This window comes from Streptomyces longisporoflavus (genome assembly GCF_014649775.1).
GTDB classification, from domain to species: Bacteria; Actinomycetota; Actinomycetes; order Streptomycetales; family Streptomycetaceae; genus Streptomyces; species Streptomyces longisporoflavus.
Genome location: NZ_BMTR01000004.1, coordinates 399,722 through 418,705 on the forward strand (window position 1 = coordinate 399,722; position 18,984 = coordinate 418,705).

General features: G+C 71.9%; 15 protein-coding genes. 2 read left to right on the forward strand and 13 right to left on the reverse strand.

The window, feature by feature from the left end; genetic code table 11:
* Positions 1–30: 30 nt before the first annotated feature.
* The 7 genes from IE226_RS10810 to IE226_RS10840 all read right to left on the reverse strand — a co-directional run bounded on the left by IE226_RS10810 (position 31) and on the right by IE226_RS10840 (position 8,946).
* Entirely contained in the window at positions 31–282 is a 252-nt protein-coding gene (locus tag IE226_RS10810; protein ID WP_190080857.1) for a LapA family protein, read from the reverse strand.
* Between the two features lie 136 nt (positions 283–418).
* Positions 419–2,164, reverse strand: coding sequence for a CocE/NonD family hydrolase (locus IE226_RS10815; protein ID WP_190081005.1), 1,746 nt, complete (start codon positions 2,162–2,164; stop codon positions 419–421).
* A gap of 212 nt (positions 2,165–2,376) precedes the next feature.
* Positions 2,377–3,300 carry a S66 peptidase family protein gene (locus tag IE226_RS10820; protein ID WP_190080858.1) on the reverse strand — a complete coding sequence of 308 codons (924 nt, stop codon included), beginning with the start codon at positions 3,298–3,300 and terminating at the stop codon, positions 2,377–2,379.
* Positions 3,297–5,282: a prolyl oligopeptidase family serine peptidase gene (locus IE226_RS10825; RefSeq protein ID WP_190081006.1), complete on the reverse strand. Its 1,986-nt coding sequence runs from the start codon at positions 5,280–5,282 to the stop codon at positions 3,297–3,299. Before IE226_RS10825 ends, IE226_RS10820 begins: the two co-directional genes overlap by 4 nt.
* A gap of 36 nt (positions 5,283–5,318) precedes the next feature.
* The gene (locus tag IE226_RS10830) at positions 5,319–6,671 is read right to left on the reverse strand and encodes a M20/M25/M40 family metallo-hydrolase (RefSeq protein ID WP_190080859.1); all 1,353 of its coding nucleotides are present in this window, start codon (positions 6,669–6,671) and stop codon (positions 5,319–5,321) included.
* Positions 6,664–7,497 (reverse strand): M55 family metallopeptidase, encoded by an 834-nt coding sequence (locus tag IE226_RS10835; RefSeq protein WP_190080860.1) that lies wholly within the window; start codon positions 7,495–7,497, stop codon positions 6,664–6,666. The genes IE226_RS10830 and IE226_RS10835 overlap by 8 nt, the downstream gene beginning before the upstream one ends.
* A gap of 6 nt (positions 7,498–7,503) precedes the next feature.
* Complete coding sequence (locus IE226_RS10840) at positions 7,504–8,946, reverse strand: MFS transporter (RefSeq protein WP_229870770.1); 1,443 nt, start codon at positions 8,944–8,946, stop codon at positions 7,504–7,506.
* Between the two features lie 227 nt (positions 8,947–9,173).
* On the opposite strand from IE226_RS10840, the gene IE226_RS10845 reads away from it, so the two are divergent.
* A complete protein-coding gene (locus tag IE226_RS10845) occupies positions 9,174–10,115 on the forward strand; it encodes a LysR family transcriptional regulator (RefSeq protein WP_190080862.1) in 942 nt (313 codons plus the stop codon).
* On the opposite strand, the gene IE226_RS10850 is transcribed toward IE226_RS10845, so the two are convergent.
* The 5 genes from IE226_RS10850 to IE226_RS10870 form a co-directional block, all read right to left on the reverse strand.
* On the reverse strand, positions 10,099–10,299 hold the full coding sequence (locus tag IE226_RS10850; RefSeq protein WP_190080863.1) for a hypothetical protein: 201 nt from the start codon (positions 10,297–10,299) through the stop codon (positions 10,099–10,101). The genes IE226_RS10845 and IE226_RS10850 overlap by 17 nt on opposite strands.
* 40 nt (positions 10,300–10,339) lie before the next feature.
* Positions 10,340–11,059, reverse strand: a complete 720-nt coding sequence (locus IE226_RS10855) for a class I SAM-dependent methyltransferase (RefSeq protein ID WP_190080864.1) — start codon at positions 11,057–11,059, stop codon at positions 10,340–10,342.
* Positions 11,060–11,244: 185 nt separating this feature from the next.
* Positions 11,245–13,698 (reverse strand): SpoIIE family protein phosphatase, encoded by a 2,454-nt coding sequence (locus tag IE226_RS10860; protein ID WP_190080865.1) that lies wholly within the window; start codon positions 13,696–13,698, stop codon positions 11,245–11,247.
* 149 nt (positions 13,699–13,847) lie between these two features.
* Complete coding sequence (locus IE226_RS10865) at positions 13,848–16,265, reverse strand: MFS transporter (RefSeq protein WP_373306920.1); 2,418 nt, start codon at positions 16,263–16,265, stop codon at positions 13,848–13,850.
* Positions 16,266–16,498: 233 nt separating this feature from the next.
* Positions 16,499–16,942, reverse strand: a complete 444-nt coding sequence (locus IE226_RS10870) for an SRPBCC family protein (RefSeq protein WP_190080866.1) — start codon at positions 16,940–16,942, stop codon at positions 16,499–16,501.
* 156 nt (positions 16,943–17,098) lie between these two features.
* Here IE226_RS10870 and IE226_RS10875 point away from each other — a divergent pair, with 156 nt between their 5' ends.
* A complete protein-coding gene (locus IE226_RS10875; RefSeq protein WP_190080867.1) occupies positions 17,099–18,142 on the forward strand; it encodes an Rv2578c family radical SAM protein in 1,044 nt (347 codons plus the stop codon).
* 58 nt (positions 18,143–18,200) lie between these two features.
* Here IE226_RS10875 and IE226_RS10880 read toward each other — a convergent pair whose 3' ends face one another.
* Positions 18,201–18,770 carry an adenylosuccinate lyase gene (locus tag IE226_RS10880; RefSeq protein WP_190080868.1) on the reverse strand — a complete coding sequence of 190 codons (570 nt, stop codon included), beginning with the start codon at positions 18,768–18,770 and terminating at the stop codon, positions 18,201–18,203.
* Positions 18,771–18,984 lie beyond the last annotated feature (214 nt).

Consider the following 18,984-nt stretch of genomic DNA (forward strand, 5'->3'; position numbering starts at 1 on the left):
GTTAACCGCTGCCCGCGTCCGGCCCCGGCCTCACCTGCGCCGCCGGACGAAGTACGCGCCGCACAGCGCGCCGATCAGGCCGGTGCCGAGCAGCGCCACCCACAGCGGCATGGTCACCTCGGGGATCAGGAGTCTGATCTTGGTGTGGTGGGTGTTCTCGAAGATGAAGATCAGGGTGAGGACGGCGACCACCAGGACGACGATCCTGCCGGGCGTGAGAAAGCCGCCGGCGCCGCCCCTGGAATCGCCCTTGGAGCCGCCCGAGGAGGTGTTGGGACTCATGTGCGGACCTTCCGTCGGAGCTTCTGCCGGCCTCCCCCGGTCACCAGCATGGGCAGCTGGGCCGGGTTCGCGCGCGGTGGATGCCCTTCCGGAGTGCCGGTGTGGGCCGTACGGGTGAAACCCCGGGCGCCGGGTGTCAGCGGACGACGGGCAGTTCGATCACCCCGGTGTCCTGCGGGGCGCTGGTGACGGTCACCGGCTTCACGCCCCGGTTGCCGCCGTACGCGTCGTCGCTCGCCGCCACCACGAACCGCAGCTTGTGCCCCGCCTCGTACCGGTGCACGATCCCCGGCAGCGACACGGTGAACGGCTTCGTCACGTCCGGCACCCGCACGGGCGAGACGAGCCGGTGCACGAGCGTCTTCTTGCCGTCGGGCGCGACGTCGTACAGCTTGGCGAAGAGGACCAGTTTGTCGGCCGCGTCGCCGGAGTTCTGCACCTTCTCGGTCCGGGGCGAGACGACCTTGAGGGTGGCCTTCGCGGACCCGACGACGTCCAGGGCGGCGGGCAGCGGCTCGGTCGTCCAGTCGAGGTAGGTGCCCTTGGTGTCGTGCGGGGCGGGGTCGGGCAGGCCGATGAGACCGGCGAGGGAGCTCTCGGAGTGGCTCGTGGGGATCAGCCGGTTCCGGTACTCGCGGCTGCCGCGCGCGACCTTCTCGCGGTTGTCGACGAGCTTGCCGTCCCCGGACAGGTACAGCTTCCGGTTCGGCGCGGGCACCTTCGCGGCGGTCGCGTAGGTGCCGTTCGGTCCGCTGTCGGCGGGGACCCAGTCCTGGTGGTAGGCGAAGGCGGGCCCTGTGTCGGCGCCCTTGTTCTTCCGGAGGTAGCGGTCGAACCACGCGAGGACGCGCTTGCCGACGTAGCTCGTCTCCAGGTTGCCCTCGGACATGTTGAGTTCACCGGACGCCGGATCGGTGAGCCCGCCGCTGTGCCCCGCGGACTGCCAGATCATCCTGGCCGTGGTGCCCTGCGCCTTGAGCGTCTCGTACGTCGCCTGTGCCTCGTTCAGGTTGAAGAGGCTGTCGGCCTGGCCCTGGATCAGCAGCGTCGGCGCCTTGACCCGCGGCAGATAGGAGACGGGTGAGACGCTGCGGGCGTACTCCTGGAGCGCCTCGGTCTTGTCGGCGGGGTAGCGCCCGGAGTTGAGCGTACGGATCGTCTCGCAGGCCTTCGTGACGAAGTGCAGGCAGGCGAGGGAGTTGACGCGGGAGGGGTCCAGGCTCGGTTCGAGGAGCGGCTGGCCCTCGCCGATGAGGTAGAAGCCGTTCATCCACTGCCACTTGGCGGCGCCGGGAACGCTGCGGTCGGCGGCGTTGTTCGGGTCGAGCGAGTAGCTCAGGTCGTTCCAGGTGACCATCGGCACGAGGGCATCGACCCGGCGGTCCACGGCGGCCGTCGCCAGCTGGATCGCCCCGCCGTACGAACCGCCGATCATGCCGACGCGCGGGTCGGACCCGGCGTCCTTGGTGACGTAGTCGATCGTCGTGCCGTCGTCGGCCGCGCGCTTGCCCGCGAGGAAGTCGACGAGCCCGGAGGCCGCCTTGCCGTCGGTCTTCGGGTCGTCGAGGGAGATCAGGCAGCCGGACTTGCCGAAGCCGAGGCCGGAGTAGACGAGCCCGACATAGCCGCGTTCGGCGAAGGCCTTGCCGGTGGCCGCGGTCCCGCCGTCCGACTTGCTGCCGCCGAAGCCGTTGGTGGTCAGGACGGCGGGGGCGGGGTGCGCGGCGTCCACTCCGGCGGGGCGGTAGAGGTCGGCGTCGACGGTGCACTTCCTGCCGCCCGCGTCGACCGTGAACTTCAGCGGGGTGACCGTGTACTGGCCGGTGGCGCCCGCCGGCGCGGGGGCGGCGAGCGCGAGGGGCGCGGCAAGCGCGGCGCCCATGACGAGGGCCAGCGGGGCACGGGTGCGGGATGCGGTACGACGGGACACGAGACCTCCACGCTGAGGACAGCCGACTACCGACCGGTAAGTAACCGGCCGGAGTCATGTTGTGACACGTGTCAGGTGCGGGTCAACGCTCGTGACAGGACTTTCTCGCCGTGAACTGACGGAGATCCAGCGTGGGGGCGGCGCCCGGCACGAACAGGCCGTTCCTACGCCAGCGCGGGCACGTCCAGCGTCAACGTCGCCGCGTCCGCGTCCAGTTCGGCCGCGACCCCGAACGGGATCGTCAGCGCCCCGTCGCAGTGTCCGAACCCGAACTCCTCGACGATCGGCACCCCGCGCCCGCCGAGCCGGTCGAGCAGCATCGCGCGCACGGTGTCGTACGGATCGCAGTCCACCCACGATCCGAGGGCGACCCCGCGCACCCCCTCCAGCCAGCCCGCGCGGGCGAGTTGGGTGACATAGCGGTCCAGACGGTACGTCTCCTCGCCGATGTCCTCCAGGAAGAGCAGCCCGCCCCGCGCCGACGCGCGCACCCCGGGGGCGCCGATGTCCGCGGCGAGCAGGGAGAGGCAGCCGCCGAGCGTGACGCCCCGCGCCCGGCCCGGCACGAGCGCCGTCCCGCCCGTCGCGATCACCCTGGTCTGCTCCGGTGCGAAGAGCGTGGCCCGCAAGTGCTCCTGCGCGCGGGCGTTCTTGAGGAAGTCCAGGGCCGCGGTCATCGGGCCGTGCAGCGTGGCCAGGCCCAGTCGCGCCGCGAACGCCTCGTGCAGTGTCGTGATGTCGCTGTAGCCGACGAACACCTTGGGCCCCGCCGCCCGCATCGCCGTCCAGTCGAGCAACTCCACCATCCGCAGCGCGCCGTAGCCGCCGCGTGCGCACAGCACCGCGGAGACGGACGGGTCGCACCAGGCCTCCTGGAGGTCGCGGGCGCGGTCCGCGTCCGTGCCCGCGAGGTAGCCGAACCGCGGGTGCCGGTCCAGGACGTGCGGGGCGACGACAGGGTCGAGGTCCCAGCCGCGCAGGATGTCGAGGCCCGCCTGCAACCGCTCCTCCGGGATGGGGCCGCTGGGCGCGACGACGGCGACCCGCGCGCCGGGGGCAAGGCGGGCGGGACGTATCAGGGGGTTCACTTGGAGAGCTCCAGGACGGGGGTCGCGCCGGCCAGGTCCAGCCGGAACACCTGGGCGTACAGGGCGAGTTCGGCCTCCAGGGCGCGGATCAGCGTGTCCACGCGGCGGAATCCGTGCCCCTCGCCCTCGAAGGCGATGTAGGCGTACGGCACGTCACGCCCCTCGAGATCGGAGACGAACCTCTCGGCCTGCTCGGGCGGGCAGATCACGTCGTCCAGGCCCTGGAGCAGCAGGAAGGGCACACTCACCCGGTCGGCGTGCTCCGCGGGCGAGCGCTCCACGTACCGCGTGGGCACCTCGTCGAACGGCCCGATCATCGAGTCCAGGTAGCGCGACTCGAAGTCGTGGGTGCCGCCCGCGGCCCATTCCGTGAGGTCGAGGACGGGATAGATGATGGTGCCGCAGGCGTACACGTCCGTCGTGGTCAGCGAGGCCGCCGCGGTCCAGCCGCCCGCACTGCCGCCCCGGATCGCGAGGCGGTCGCGGTCGGCGGTGCCCTCGTCGGCAAGGGCGAGCGCCACGGCCGCGCAGTCCTCGACGTCGACGATGCCCCACTGCTCGCGCAGCCGGTTGCGGTACGCGCGGCCGTAGCCGGTCGAGCCGCCGTAGTTGACCTCGGCGACGCCGATACCGCGCGAGGTGAAGTAGGCGATCTCCAGGTCGAGCACGAGCGGGGAGCGGCTGGTGGGACCGCCGTGCACCCACACCACGTACGGCGGGAGTTCGTCGTCGGGGGCGACGCGCGTCGGGTGGTGCGGGGGGTAGACGTGCGCGTGGATCTCACGGCCCGCCGGACCGCTGAAGGTGCGGATGCGCGGCTCCGGGTAGTAGGCGGTGTCCACCGGGTCGTCGTGCGCGGCGCCGATCACGCGGGCGCGGCCGGTGCTCGTGTCCAGTTCCACGACCTCGTACGCGCTGCGGGGGCTGGCCGCGACGCCGACGGCGCGGGTGCCGTTCACCGCGAGGGTGGCCGACCACTCCGTCCAGGGGCCCGCCGCGTCGACGACCTCGCCGGTCTCCGGGTCGAGCACGCCGAGCGCGGTGGCGCCCTTGCCGTGCACGACGGCGACGAGGCCGCTTTCCAGGGGCGCGAACCAGCCGGAGCCGAGCTGCCACAGGGGCCCGCCGAACTCCTCCTCGCGCGGACAGACGGGTGCGCCGTCGCCGCCGCCGGAGGCATCACCGCGGTAGAGGTTCCACCACCCGGTGCGGTCACTCACGAACAGCAGCCGACCGTCGGGGGCCCACTCGACCTGCGCGATGGACTCCTCCGAGCCGCCCGCGAAGACCCGCGGCGCGCCGAAGGTGCCGTCGGCGCGGACCTCGGCGACCAGGAGTTCCGTGCCGTCCCAGGGCATCCGGGGGTGGTCCCAACCGATCCACGCCACGCGGGCTCCGTCCGGCGAGAGCCGGGGGCCGGTGATGAAGCGGTGCCGGCCGTCGGAGAGTTCGCGCACCGCCGAGCGGTCGTCGGCCGCCGAGCCGTCGAGCGGCACGGCGACCGCTACACGGCGTACGTCGGTGGACGCCTCCCCGGTGAACTCCTCCAGGACGCACCACACCTCGCCCCGGTCCGGACGCACGCACGGGTCGATGAACCGGAGCCCGCCGCCCACGCCGGAGAGCGGGGTCAGCGGGCGCGGCGCGGCGCCGGCGGTGTCGGGCTCGTACGCGTACAGGCGCTGGTCGGCGAAGTTCGCGAACACGACGAGCGGTCCTGCGGGTCCCTCGGTCCCGGCCCACGAGCGTCCCCCGTACTCCATGACCCGGCTGCGCACGTTCCACGGCTCGGGCAGCACGGACTCCTCCGTGCCGTCCGGGCGCCGCCGCACCAGGGCGCGCCTGCCGCCTTCCGCGGGCCTCGGCTCGGTCCACCACGCCTCGCCCCCGACGAATCCCACGTGGCCGGGAGAGCCGTCGTGGGCGGCGGCGAGCGCCGCGTCGATGGGCGACGGCCATGATCCGTAAGCCTGGGTCTCCATCATGTCCTTCTCTTCCCCCGTGATCGGTTGTGTTCCCTAGGCCGTTCTCAGATAGCGGTCGAGTACGCGGACGCCGAAGTGCAGCGCGTCGACCGGCACGCGCTCGTCGACTCCGTGGAAGAGCGCTTGGTAGTCGAAGCCCTCCGGTGTCTTCAGCGGCGTGAAGCCGTAGCCCGTGATGCCGAGCCGCGAGAACTGCTTGGCGTCCGTGCCGCCGGACATGCAGTACGGCACGACATGCCCCTCGGGCGCGAACTCCTTGACTGCCGCGCGCATCTTCGCGTACGTCGAGGAGTGGACCGGCGCCTGAAGCGCCACCTCGCGGTGGTGGAACTCCCAGTCGACGTCCACTCCGGTGAGCCGGTCAAGGGTGGCGGCGAACTCTTCCTCGGCACCGGCCAGAAAGCGCCCGTCCACATGGGCGACGGCCTGGCCGGGGATCACGTTGACCTTGTAACCGGCGTGCAGCATCGTCGGGTTGGCGCTGTTGCGCACGGTCGCCTCGACGAGCGACGCGGCCGGGCCGAGCTTCTCCAGGAGGGTGTCCACGTCGAACCCGGGCGTGTCCAGATCGGCCTGCTCCCCGTACAGCGCGGCCAGTTCGGTCAGCGCGGCCCGCACCGTCGGCGTGAGCCGTACCGGCCAGCGGTGCTCCCCGATGCGGGCGATCGCCGTCGCCAGCTTGGTCACGGCGTTGTCGTGGTTCACCTTCGAGCCGTGGCCCGCCCTGCCGTGCGCGGTCAGCCTGAGCCAGCCGGTGCCGCGCTCCCCCGCCGCGATGCCGTAGAGCTCGTTGCCGCGCCCGTCGTGGAAGGTGAAGGCGCCGGACTCGCTGACGCCTTCCGTGCACCCCTCGAAGAGCGAGGCGTGCTGGTCGGCGAGGAACCCTGACCCGTCCTCGGCGCTCGCCTCCTCGTCGGCGGTGAACGCGATCACGATGTCGCGCCGGGGCCGCACTCCCTGGCGCGCCCAGCCGCGCACCACGGAGAGGATCATCGCGTCCATGTTCTTCATGTCGACGGCGCCGCGCCCCCACACGACGCCGTCGCGGATCTCCCCGGAGAACGGGTCCACGCTCCAGTCGGCGGCCTCGGCCGGAACGACGTCCAGGTGGCCGTGCAGCAGCAGCGCGTCGGCCGACGGGTCCGTGCCCTCGATGCGCGCCACGACGTTCGTACGCCCCGGGGTGCGCTCCAGGAGCCGTGGTTCGAGCCCGGCACCGGCGAGGCGCTCGGCGGCGTACTCGGCGGCGGGCCGCTCGCGGCAGTCGCCGCCGCCACGGTTGGTGGTGTCGATGCGGATGAGTTCGGAGGTGAACCGGACCACCTCGTCAAGCGCCTGCTCGTCGACGTGTCCGGCGGCCTGATGCCCCGGCTGCTCCTCAGCCATATTGTTCCTCCACAGCCGCAGATGCGATCGTCGTGACCGCCTTGAACGTACGAATGCCCTCGTACATGGTCTCGCTGGTGTACGTGATCTTCCGCTCGCCGGTGCGCCGCACGCCCGGCACCACGGTGGACGCCATGGACAGATGCTCGGCGTCGAATTCGACCTCCACGGTGAACGGGCCGCCCCGGACCGGTTCGTGCCGCACGGCGAGCGGGGCCGCCTCCTTCGCCGCGGCCCGGATGTCCGCGGCGGTCCGACGGGGGGTGCGGCAGACCGCCGCGTAGCGCGACACGTAGTCCTTGACGGCGACCTTCAGCGCGCCGGGCGCGTAGCCGAGCGCGTCCTCGCAGGCCAGGTCGTCACCGGTGACCAGGACCACGGGCACTCCGTACTCGGCGACGACGTGGGAGTTGAGCAGCCCCTCGCTCGCCCGGTCGCCGTTGACCCAGACGCCGGTGATCGAGTTGGCGAGGTAGGTGTGCGCGAGCACACCCTCCATGCCGGCGCCCGCGTGATAGCCGATGAACGCGATGCCGTCCACGTCGTCGTGCTGGACGCCCTCGACCATGGAGAGGGACTTGTGCCGCCCGGTGAGCATCTCGGCCCGCTCGTCGAGGTTCTCCAGGAGCAGGTTGCGCATGGTCCAGTGCGCCTCGTTGACAAGGACCTCGTCGGCCCCGCCGTCGAAGAAGCCCAGCACGGCGGCGTTCACGTCCGAGGTGAACATCGAACGGCACCGCTCCCACTGCGGCGTGCCCGGCAGCACGTCGGCCGGCCAGGTCACGCCCGTGGCGCCCTCCATGTCGGCGCTGATCAGGATCTTCATGCCGCCTCACGCTACGCGTTCGCCCACTTCTGGGCCAGGTCCGTCCGCGACCGCGTCGCGCGTCCCCGCGTCCCCGTTTCCGGCGGGCCCGGCGCCGGACGCGGCCACGGTGCCGCGCGCGGATCGGAGACCGAAGGCGCTGATCAGGGCGGCGAGCAGGGCCGCCGCGAGCGGGACCCACAGGGCCGCGCGGTAGCCGTCGAGGAGGGCCGCGGGTGAACTCGACGTGGTGGCCCATACGTTGACGGCGGATGCCGCGGAGAGGCCGAGCGCGGCACCGAACTGGAAGGCGGTGTAGAGCAGCCCGCCGGCCAGGCCCTGCTCCTCCTCCCTGACGCCCTCGGTGGCGACGATCGTGAGCGGCCCGTAGCTGAGGGCGAAGGAGAGACCGAGGATGATCAGGCTCGGGAACATCGCCGCGTACGCCCAGTCGGCGCCGACCGGCAGGAACAGGGCGTAGGAGAGCGCGGCGAGCAGCAGTCCGCCGAAGATCGCCCTGGCGTTGCCCAGACGCGCGACGATCCGGGGTGTGACGGTGGGCGAGAGGATGGCGTCGATCCCGATGACGATCATCGCGAAGCTGGTCTGCAGGGTGGACCAGCCCCGCAGTTCCTGGAGGTAGAGGACGACCAGGAACTGGAACCCGAAGAAGCCGCCCGCGAAGAACAGCCCCGCGAGGTTGGCGCGGACCAGGGCCCCGCTGCGGAAGATCCCGAGGCGGACCAGGGGTGCCGGGGCGCGGCGCTCGACGGCGACGAAGACGGCGAGCAGGGCGAGGCCCGCGGCGAGGGTGCCGGCCGTGGCGGCGGCGCTCGCGTGGGATGCCCGCTCCACGCCGAGGACGAGCACGACGATCCCCGCGGTGACCGAGAGGGCGCCCGCCACGTCGACGCTCTGTCCGGTGCGGTCGGGGCGCGGGGAGCTCGGCACGAAGGCGAGCGCGGCGGCCAGGATCAGGGCGGAGAGCACGACGGGCACGAAGAAGACCCAGCGCCAGCCGAACGTGGTGAGCAGACCGCCGACGACCAGGCCGATCGAGAAGCCGCCCGCCGCGGTGCCGGAGTAGATGAGCAGCGCCTTGTTGCGGCGCGGGCCCTCGTCGAAGCCGGTGGTGATGATGGAGAGGCCCGCGGGGGTCATGAAGGCGGCGGCGACGCCGGTGACGAAGCGGGCCACGATCAGCGTCCAGCCCTCGGTGGCGAAGCCGCCGAGACCGGAGAAGACCAGGAAGACGGAGAGCCACAGGACGAACATCCGGCGGCGCCCGAAGAGGTCGGCCGCACGGCCGCCGAGCAGCATGAAGCCCCCGTATCCGAGGACGTAGGCGCTCATGACCCACTGCAGGGATCCGGTGGACAGACCGAGGTCGGCGCGGATGGCCGGCATCGCGACGTTGAGCATGGCCACGTCGATGCCTTCGAGGAAGATCGCGCCGCACAGGACGAGCAGGACGCCCCATTCGCGGGGCTTGAAGACGACCGGAGAGGCGCTCGGCGCCCCTGCTGATGATTCTGTCTGCGCACTCGAACTCACGTCAGTTCTCCGCCGATTGACTGATTCCGCCGGGGATTTCCCGGCTCACTCACCCTCGATCAGGGCGTATGGGCGGAACAACGGCGAAGATCGCAACGTTCGTTCAACCAGGCTTACCGATCCGAGCTGCCCGGGGGACGTCGATGGAACGCGATGAAGTGGAGTGCTTTCTGCTGCTCGCCGAGGAGCTGCACTTCGGCCGTACGGCGGAGCGCATGCGGCTGTCCCGGGCCAGGGTGAGCCAGCTGATCCAGCGCACCGAACGCCGCGTAGGAGCCCCGCTGTTCGTCCGCACGAGCCGCCGTGTCGGCCTCACCGCGCTCGGCCGCCAGCTCCGCGCCGACCTGGAACCGCACCACCGGGCCATCGACGCGGCGGTCGAGCGGGCCGCGGCCACCGCGCGCGGCATCGACGGCGTGCTGCACGTCGGTTTCGGCAATCCGCTGGCGGGCGAGATCGTGCTGCGGGCGACGGAGGCGCTGCGAGTCAGCCATCCGGGGCTCGCGGTGGAGATCTGCGAGGTGCCGCTCGGTGATCCGTACGGGCAGTTGCGCAAGGGCGAGTTCGACGTGCAGCTCACGGAGCTGCCGGTGCGCGAGGACGACCTCGGGGGCGGCCCCGAGCTGCTCGCGGAGGCACGCGTGCTCGCGATCGCCGCGTCGCATCCGCTGGCCGTACGGGACTCGGTGTCGCTCGATGATCTGGCCGACGTGCCGCTCCTGCCGATCGAGGGCGAGGTGCCCGACTACTGGCTGGAGCACCACGTCCCGTCGCACACCCCGTCCGGCAGGCCGATCGGCCGCGGCCCTGCGGTGACCAACATGCAGGAGGCGCTGATGCTGGTCGCGGGCGGCCGGGGCGCGTTCCTCGCTCCCGCGCACACGGGGACGTACTTCGCCCGGCCCGGCGTCGCCTACGTGCCCTTCGCCGACGCCGAGCCCGTCGGCTACGGCCTGGTGTGGCGGGCCGGCCACGGCACGGGGGCCGTCCAGACCTTCGCGCGGACCGCCCGTGAGGCGGCCCGTGACGTGGCGCGGGGGGATGCCGCCAGTGCGGTGCCGGGGGTGGTCAGCGTGCCGGGGTGAGACCGGCACGGGCGCGCACCGCACGGAGCGCCCCCGCCGCGACCACGGCCCGGACGGCGAGCGCGGGCCGGAGCAGCACCTTGCCGCAGGTCCAGAGCGCGGGGACGGCCGCGGCCGTGGAGGTGGAGAGCGCGGCGACGGCGGTCATGCCGAGGGGGGCGCGGCGCAGGCCGGCCCGGGGCACCCTGGGCGTCCCAGTCACCCCGGGCGGGGCCCGTCGCCCCTCACCGCCCCACCACCAGCCACTTCGACGGCAGCTCGATCCGCCGGCCATCGGGCGTGAACTCGGTGGTGACGAGCGGAAGTTCGCCCGAAGCGATGATCGTGAGCCCCGCCGCCGCCACGTACTGCGGCACCGCCGCGTCCGCGACCTCGCCCGGCGCGATGCCGTGCGCGAACACGGGTGCCAGCTTCGGCGGCGGTCCTTCGGGGCTCCGGGCGAGGCCTCTCAGGACCGTCCCCGCGGCCTCCCCGAGCTCGACGACGAACGCCCGGCCGCGCTCGCCGACCAGCGCCGCGATGCTCTCGACGAGCGGCCGCCGGTCGGCGGGCTCGCACTGGTGGAGCACACCGCGCATGTAGACGTTCATGTCGCCCAGTTCCGCGTGCAGTTGCTCGGCCTCGGCTCTCTCCGCGACGTCGACCTGCCGGAAATCGACCTGTTCCGCCGGGTCGGCGCGTCGCGCGTGCGCGAGGGCGGCGGCGGACAGGTCGACGCCGATCACGTGGGGGTAGCGGTCGGCGAGGAAGCGGGTCTGGGTGCCGTTGCCGCAGCCGACGTCCACGACGGGGAGCCCCGCGGCCGTCATGTGCGGTTCGAAGAGGGCGAGATGAATACCGGCGGTGAGCGCGGGTTCGGCGTCCCAGAAGACGGCCCCCGGTTCCTCGGAAGCGTCCCGCCAGAAACCCTCCCAGGCCTCCTTGTACCGACTCGTGACGCTCATGCCCAGCTCCCCGGGGTGCGGCGGTGACCGCCGAAGTTGACGGCATGATCGGTCTACCGCGCCCGGAGTGCACGGACAAGTCACCGGCGCGAGCATTCACCGCGACTTCAGAGCACGCCCGCCCGGCGCACGCCCCTGAGCCCCTTCAGGCCCCTTCAGTCTCCTTCAGTCCCCTTCAGGCCCCTTCAGTCCCTTCGCCCACGAGGCGACGCGAGCTCGAACCACACGGTCTTGCCCCTGGACGTACGACTGGTGCCCCACTCCTTGGCGAGCACGCTGACGATCCGGAGGCCGCGCCCGAACTCGTCGTCGGGACCCGCGCTCAGCAGGGTCGGCAGCGTGTGGTCGTCGTCCTCGACCTCGCAGATCAGCGTGGGCCCGGAGCGGACGAGACGCAGCTCGACGCGGCGTCCGCGCGAGTGCCGTACGGCATTGGTGACGAGCTCGCTGACCAGGAGCTCGGCGGTCTCGGACCGGTCCTCGCGGGACCAGGTGATCAGCCGGCCGCGCACCAGGTCGCGGGCCCTGCTCACCTCGCTCGGGTCGAGTGCGAGCCGCCAGCTCGCGACGTCCTCCTGTGCCACGCCGTTCAGGCGTGCCATCAGGAGTGCCACGTCGTCCTTGCGTCCGCCGCGGGTGTTGAGGGCACGGATGATGGTGTCGCAGGCGTCGTCCATGGAGGCCGCGGGGTGCGCCGCGGACTCGGTGAGCGTGGCGAGGCCGACTCCGATGTCCTCGCCGCGCACCTCGACCAGGCCGTCGGTGCACATCAGGAGCCGGTCGCCGGGCGCCACACGGACGGTGACCGCCTCGAAGGGCACGCCTCCGACGCCGATGGGCGCCCCGGTCGGCAGGTCGAGCAGTTCGCTGCGGCCGTCGTCGGCGCGGACGAGGACGGGCGGGATGTGGCCCGCGTTGGCGAGGTGCAGCTCGTTCGCGATGGGGTCGTAGACCGCGTAGAGGCATGTCGCGAGGTAGTGCTCGCCGAGCCGTTGTGCCAGGTCGTCGAGGTTGCGCAGGAGCTGCGCCGGCGGCAGGTCGAGGGCGGCCATGGTCTGTACGGCGGTGCGCAACTGGCCCATCATCGCGGCCGAGTTGAGGCCGTGGCCCATCACGTCGCCCACGACGAGCGCCGTACGCGATCCGGGCAGCTTCACGGAGTCGAACCAGTCGCCGCCGACCCGGCCGAGAAGCGTGCCCGGCAGATAGCGCGTCGCGATGTCGCAGCCGGTCATGCGCGGTTCGATGTGCGGCAGCATGCTGTCCTGGAGGGTGTCGGCGACACTCTCCTGGTAGGTGTACATGCGGGCGTTGTCGAGCACGAGGCCCGCGCGGGCGGCCAGTTCGGCGCCGGTGACGCGGTCCATGTCGTTGAAGACGGGCCGCTCCCGGTGGCGCAGCAGGATCATGAAGCCGAGCACCACGTTGCGGGCCTTGAGCGGTACGACGAGCATCGAGCGGTGGTTGATGAGCGGACGGATGTCGCGCTTCTCGAACTGCGAGGCGATCGCGTTGCCCATCTCCTCGGTGATGCGCGGCACGAGCACCGGGTCACCGGAGGTCATGCACTGGAAGAACGGCGTGTGCGCGGGGAACGGCATGGATTCGCCGACGGGCACGACGTCGTCCCAGCGTCCTGGCTCGTCCGTGTGCTCCACGGCGACCCGGTGCCACATCGTCCTCTCGTCCGGCGGCCCGTCGGGGAACCCCTCGCCCGCGACGACCTGTTCGCGCAGGTACGTGCCCGCCACATCCGTGAAGCGGGGTACGACGGCACGGCTGACCTCGACGATCGTCCGGGAGAGGTCGAGGGAGGAGCCGATGCGTCCGCTGACCTCGTTCAGGAACTCCAGGTGCTCGCGCACCGCCGCGTATTCGAGGTCGGGGCCTTCATCGGGCGAGCCGGGCGGGCCGGGCACGCCGGTCTCGGGCGTCACACCCGCGGCGGCGGCCTGCTCTGCGCGCAGCCTGCGCTCCTTGCGTTCGGCGCGGCGCGGCACACCCCAGTCGGGGGTGACGGGCACGCGGTCGTGCTTGCTGAACTCAAGGACCGGATAACCCAGTTCGAGGACCTGCGCCACGATGCGGGAACTCTCGCCCACGCTCATGCTGGGCAGGATCTCGGGCAGCCTGCGCGCCAGCTCGTCCGCGCCGGGGAAGTCCGTGTGCAGGGCGAACCCCGGCGCTATGCGCTCCACCTGGCCCGGCTCGCGGCCCTCCTCGTCGGCGAGCCGATCGGCGTCGGCCGCAAGGACGAGCAGCCGCTCGGGCCCGGGACCGATGAGCGGATACGCCCACCACAGCACGTCCACGCGACTCTCCGCACCGCCGGGCACGGAGAGCCGGGCGCGCCCGGCCGCGGGATACGAGATGCGTCCGTCGAGGGAGGTCTCCAGGTCGGGCCCGAGTCCGTCGTACACGCCGAAGTTCGCGTGCTCCTCCGGGATCGCGCCGGACACCGGGAGCAGGTCGGTCGCCGGGCATCCGACGGCCTCGTCCCTGGAGTATCCGAAGAGCTTTCGTGCGCCGGCGCTCCAGTGCGAGACGGAACCCGCCCCGTCGACGACGACCACGGCGAGCGGGATCCGGCCGGCCATGGCAGGCTGCGCCACCGGCCCGCCCGGGCTGCCGTATTCCATGGCGAACGCTCCTTCCGGCGGCACCGAGAAGGCCTGCGCCGCCCTCGACCACCGTACGACCGGCGCAGCTCGCCATGCGGTGCAATAAGGGAATTGGGCGGCACGCAGCGCCTCCGGCGGGTATTTTGCGCCGTCCCTCGCACCGGGCTCTAGTCCTCGTGCCCCAGCTGGAGATCCCGCTCCGTGCGTCCGCCGCCCGCGACCTGGAGCACGGTGGCGACCGGCGGGTAGCCCGCGGCGATGACGGTGTACTCGCCGGACGACAGGTCGATGAACCGGAAGGTGCCGTCCTGACCGGTGGTGAGGGTGTCGACGACGTTGCCCGCCGCGTCGAGCAGCGTCACGCGCGCGTCCTGCACGGGCCGCCCACCGCCGGCCCGCACGGTCCCGCGCAGCACGGCGCCGCCCGCGAGCTCGACGTCCTGGCGGGTCTCGCGCGACGCCTGCACGCTGACGGGCAGGGCGGCGGGGCGGAAGGCGGGGGCGCTGGCGGCGAGGGTGTATTCGCCTGCCACCAGTTCCGTGATGACATAGCCGCCCTCGCGCCCGCTGCGGGTGCTCGCGACGACCTCGCCGCGTACGTCGGTGAGGGTCACCGCGGCGTCCCTGACCGGGGTGCCGTCGGCGGTGACCACGCTGCCCGCGAGGCGACCCGCGCCGCCGAGCACCACGTCGAGCTCCACGGGGCGCTCCCCGACCGTGACGGTGACCGCCTGCGGCTGGTGGCCGCCCGCGGCCGCGATCAGGACGAACGATCCCGGTCCCGGCGTGGCGAGCGCGTACCGCCCGTCGTCGCCGCTCGCGCCGCGGCCGATCTGCTGCCCGCCGACGTCGATGAGGGTCAGGGCGGCGCGGGGCACCGCGGTGCCGTCCGGGTGCTGCACGGTGCCGCAGACGGGCACCCCCGCGGCGTACGGGGCGCGGGCCTGCGGGACGGTCGTGGGCTCGGCCGTGGGGGCGTCCTGGGACGCTGCTGCGCTGGACAACAGGGGTGTCTCCTTGAGGAAGAAGGTGATCAGCATGCCGAGTAAGAGCACCGGCACCAGGTAGAGGAAGATCCGCGGCATCGCGTCGGCGTACGCCTGGATGTAGCCGTCGCGCAGCGGGGCGGGCATCGCGTGGACGAGCTGCGGGGTGATGGCCTCGGGGTCGGGGAGGCCCGCCCCGGCCGGGATGCGGTCGGTGAGCGAGTCCGCGAGGCGGTCGGCGAAGAGCGTGCCGAAGATCGCGGCGCCGACGCTGCCGCCGATCTGCCGGAAGTAGTTGTTGGCGCTGGTGGCGGTGCCGAGGTCGGCGGGGCGCACCGCGTTCTGCACGGCGAGGATGAGCACCGGCATGACGAGGCCGACGCCCGCGCCGAGCACGGCCATCCAGATGCTGTAGTGCAGCCGGGGTGTGTCGGCTTCGAGGCGGGAGAGCAGCCACATGCCGATGACGGACAGGATGCCGCCGATCACCGGGTAGATCTTGTAGCGCCCGGTGTGGCTGATGAGCTGCCCGGAGAGGATGGAGGCGCCGACGACGCCGCCCATCATCGGCAGCATGAGCAGTCCGGACTCGGTGGCGCTCGCGCCGTCGACCATCTGCAGGAAGGTCGGCAGATAGCTGGCGGCGCCGAAGAGGGCGACTCCGACGACCATGCCCACGACGGCGGTGACGTTGAAGACCGAGTCGCGGAACAGGCGCAGGGGGATGATCGGTTCCGCGGCGAAGCGCTCGGCGACGACGAAGAGCACGACCGATACGACGGCTCCGGCCGCGAGCCCCAGGATGACGCGCGAGCCCCACTCGTACTCGGTGCCGCCCCAACTGGTCAGCAGGACCAGGCAGGTGGACGCGGCGGTGAGCAACAGCGCGCCGAGGACGTCGAGTCGGGCCTTGGCGGTGGGCTTGGGCAGCTTCAGGACGAAGCTGACGACGGCGAGGGTGACGAGCCCGAAGGGCACGTTGAAGTAGAAGCACCAGCGCCAGGTGACGTGGTCGGTGAAGAACCCGCCGAGCAGGGGCCCGGCGACCGACGCGAGGCCGAAGGCGGCGCCGATGAGGCCCATGTAGCGGCCGCGTTCCCGCGGCGGCACGATGTCCGCGATGATCGCCTGTACGCCGATCATGAGGCCGCCCGCGCCGACTCCCTGGAGGGCGCGGAAGGCGATGAGCTGGTCCATCGTTCGCGACCAGCCGGCGAGCGCGGAGCCGACGACGAAGATGATGATCGCGAACTGGAAGACGCCCTTGCGTCCGAAGAGGTCCCCGAGCTTGCCGTAGATGGGCAGGCCGACCGTGGACGTCAGGAGGTAGGCGGTGATCGCCCAGGACATCTTGTCCAGGCCGTGCAGCTCACCGACGATCTTCGGGAGCGCGGTGGCGACGATCATCTGCTCGAGGGCGGCGAGCAGCAGGGCGAGCATGAGCCCGACGAAGACCATCCGGACGCGGGCGGGGCTGAGGTCGCCGGCCGCCGGTCCGTGCCGCCGCGGCGGCGGCGGTGGCTCCCGGGGGTCCTCGGGCGCCACGACCGCCCGGGGCTCCCCCTGTTCGGTGCCCTTCACCAGCGTCGTGCTGCCCACGTCCTGCTCCCCTCGTCGCACCTGCGCCGCACATTTCTCGCATTACGCGACAACTGCGAGCAAGCGCGACGAGTCGCCCCTGCGCGGGGTCCGGCACACGTATGTGCCGGTGGGAGCCCTACGCCGTACAACTGGCCCGAACAGAAAACCACTCGAAACGGTGAGCGTGACAACAACCCTGATGGGCTACCGGAGTTGAGGCAGGCCGGTCAGGTGCGGGCCAGGGAGCCGGTCTACTTCTCGACCTCGCCCGCGAGCTTGCCGAGCACCTCGTCGTAGATCCGCCCGAGGCCCTTGGGGGCGAAGGTCTTCTCGAAGAAGCCGCCGATGCCGCCCGCGCCGTTCCACACGGTGGAGACGACCACGCGCGCCTTGCCCTCGCCCGCCGGGGTCACCGTCCAGGTGGTGACCATGGAGGAGTTGCGGTCCTTCTCGACGAGCTGCCCGTCGGTCGGTTCGGTGACGTCGAGGAGGCAGTCCCTGATCCGCTTGCTGGTCGCCTGGAGCTTCCAGTGGACGAGCGTCCCGTCGCCGTCGCCGCCCTCGCGCACCTCGAACTCGCTGAAGTGCTCCGACAGGATCTTCGAACGCGTGCCCTCGTAGTCGGCGAGTGCGTCGAAGACGTCCTCCGGCCGCGCCGCGATGATCCGCTCCGTGGTCGCCTCGACCTGCGCCATGGCACTTCCTCCAGCACTCGGTTGTTCGGGGGATGGTTCGCGGAAAGCCAACCACCCTGCCCGCCGGGCCCCCAAATCGGGGTGCCCGCCGTACCGGGTCGCACGATCAAGGGAACGTATGTTCTATTCTGTGGTCAGTGCTACCGAGGAGGCGTCATGCGCTGGGAGAACCTCGCCGACGGTCCCGTACGGGGTGTCGCGGATGCCGCGCTGTTCGGCGCGGACGCGGTCACCACCCGGACCTTCGACACCCCCGAGTTCCGTGGGATCACCTTTCACGAGATCCGGGCCAGATCGATCGTGAACCGGGTGCCGGGGGCCTCACGCATGCCGTTCGAATGGACGGTCAATCCCTACCGGGGCTGCTCGCACGCGTGCGTCTACTGCTTCGCGCGCAAGACGCACAGCTATCTGGACCTGGACACGGGGCTCGGTTTCGACAGTCAGATCGTGGTGAAGGTCAACGCCCCCGATCTGCTGCGCCGCCGGCTCGCCTCGCCCCGCTGGCACGGCGAGCACATCGCGATGGGCACGAACGTCGACTGCTATCAGCGGGCCGAGGGGCGCTACGGCCTCATGCCCGGCATCATCGCCGCCCTGCGCGATCACGCGAACCCCTTCTCCATCCTCACGAAGGGCACGCTGATCCTGCGCGACCTCGAACTCCTGAAGCAGGCCGCCGCCGTCACGGACGTGGGGATCTCGGTGTCCGTCGGCTTCGTCGACCAGGAGTTGTGGCGCACCGTCGAACCGGGCACGCCCGCTCCGGAGCGGCGGCTCGACGCCGTGCGGACGCTGACCGGGCACGGCATCGGGTGCGGCGTCCTGATGGCGCCCGTGATCCCCTTCCTCGGGGACAGGCCCGAGCAGTTGCGGGCGACCGTGCGGGCCATCGCCGCGTCGGGGGCCACCTCCGTGACGCCCCTGGTGCTGCATCTGCGGCCCGGGGCGCGCGAGTGGTTCATGGCCTGGCTGGAACGCCACCACCCGTATCTGGTGCGGCGCTACGAACGGCTGTACGCGGAAGGGGCCTACGCGCCCAAGTGGTACCAGCGCCGGATCACCCGGCAAGTACACGAGCTGGCCGAGGAGTTCGGCATCGGCCCCACGCGCGCGGGAGCCGCCCGCCGCATCCGCGTACCGGAACAGCCCGCTCCGGCCCCCGCCGCACCGGGCGGCACCCAGCTCACCCTCTTGTGACGGGGCAACGACCAAGCCCTCCGCGGTGATTGCCAGAGACATGAGCCAGGGTGAGGAGTCAGCCCGGCAGCCTGGCAAGCGCCGCCGATGCAGCCGCCGCGAGCCGCGGGAAACCGCACGCCTGCGTCAGGACGGGCCTGGCCCTCGGATCCCCCAGCGCGCCAAGACCCTCCACGCAGGCCAGCGCGATCTTCCCGTACGGATCGTGCGGGGCGAGCCTGCGGCCCAGCGTGGTGATGAGTGCGGGCGCGGACTCGGGCGCGCGCAGCTCGGTGAGCAGACGCACGGGGTACAGGGCGTAGGCGATGCGCAGCTCATTGGTGGCCAGGGCGGCTGCCGCTCGTGCCGTACGCGGATCACGCAGCCTGGCCAGGGCGTACGCGGCGGCCGCGCACCGTGAGGGATCGCGGTGGTTGAGGAGCAGCACCAGGGCCTCGAAGGCCCTGCGGTCCCCCGCGATGCCGAGCCGGACGGCCGCCAGTTCCCGTGCCCACAGGGGCTGGCCCGCCCCGACGAGCACCTCCGCGAGTTCCTCCGCATCGCCGGTCGCGGCCAGCCTCTCGTAACTCTCCGAGACTCCCGCCTCGCGGCGTAAGCGTTCCGTCACCGTGCGCAACTCCACGTCCATGACGGGGAGCCTATCCGCGATGCAGATCACAAACCCCGGGGACTGGCGCGCTCGTTACTCGCCGGTTAATCTCAAGTGAGCGGGGCACACTCCCCGCGAAGCAGTTCTCCTCCTCATGGCGGCCTGGTGACGCAGCCGCCGTGAGTGCATGTCGGTTCGGTGCTTCGAGCACCTCAGCTCCATCCAGTACGACGCGGCTCCGGGACAGGGCCGG

Bases quoted from the DNA above. Each gene is read 5' to 3' on its own strand.
- IE226_RS10835 (WP_190080860.1), bottom strand. From the start codon at position 7,497: ATGAAGATCCTGATCAGCGCCGACATGGAGGGCGCCACGGGCGTGACC.
- IE226_RS10860 (WP_190080865.1), bottom strand. From the start codon at position 13,698: ATGGAATACGGCAGCCCGGGCGGGCCGGTGGCGCAGCCTGCCATGGCC.
- IE226_RS10830 (WP_190080859.1), bottom strand. From the start codon at position 6,671: ATGGCTGAGGAGCAGCCGGGGCATCAGGCCGCCGGACACGTCGACGAG.
- IE226_RS10815 (WP_190081005.1), bottom strand. From the start codon at position 2,164: ATGGGCGCCGCGCTTGCCGCGCCCCTCGCGCTCGCCGCCCCCGCGCCG.
- IE226_RS10870 (WP_190080866.1), bottom strand. From the start codon at position 16,942: ATGGCGCAGGTCGAGGCGACCACGGAGCGGATCATCGCGGCGCGGCCG.
- IE226_RS10875 (WP_190080867.1), top strand. From the start codon at position 17,099: ATGCGCTGGGAGAACCTCGCCGACGGTCCCGTACGGGGTGTCGCGGAT.
- IE226_RS10880 (WP_190080868.1), bottom strand. From the start codon at position 18,770: ATGGACGTGGAGTTGCGCACGGTGACGGAACGCTTACGCCGCGAGGCG.
- IE226_RS10810 (WP_190080857.1), bottom strand. From the start codon at position 282: ATGAGTCCCAACACCTCCTCGGGCGGCTCCAAGGGCGATTCCAGGGGC.
- IE226_RS10855 (WP_190080864.1), bottom strand. From the start codon at position 11,059: ATGAGCGTCACGAGTCGGTACAAGGAGGCCTGGGAGGGTTTCTGGCGG.
- IE226_RS10845 (WP_190080862.1), top strand. From the start codon at position 9,174: ATGGAACGCGATGAAGTGGAGTGCTTTCTGCTGCTCGCCGAGGAGCTG.
- IE226_RS10825 (WP_190081006.1), bottom strand. From the start codon at position 5,282: ATGGAGACCCAGGCTTACGGATCATGGCCGTCGCCCATCGACGCGGCG.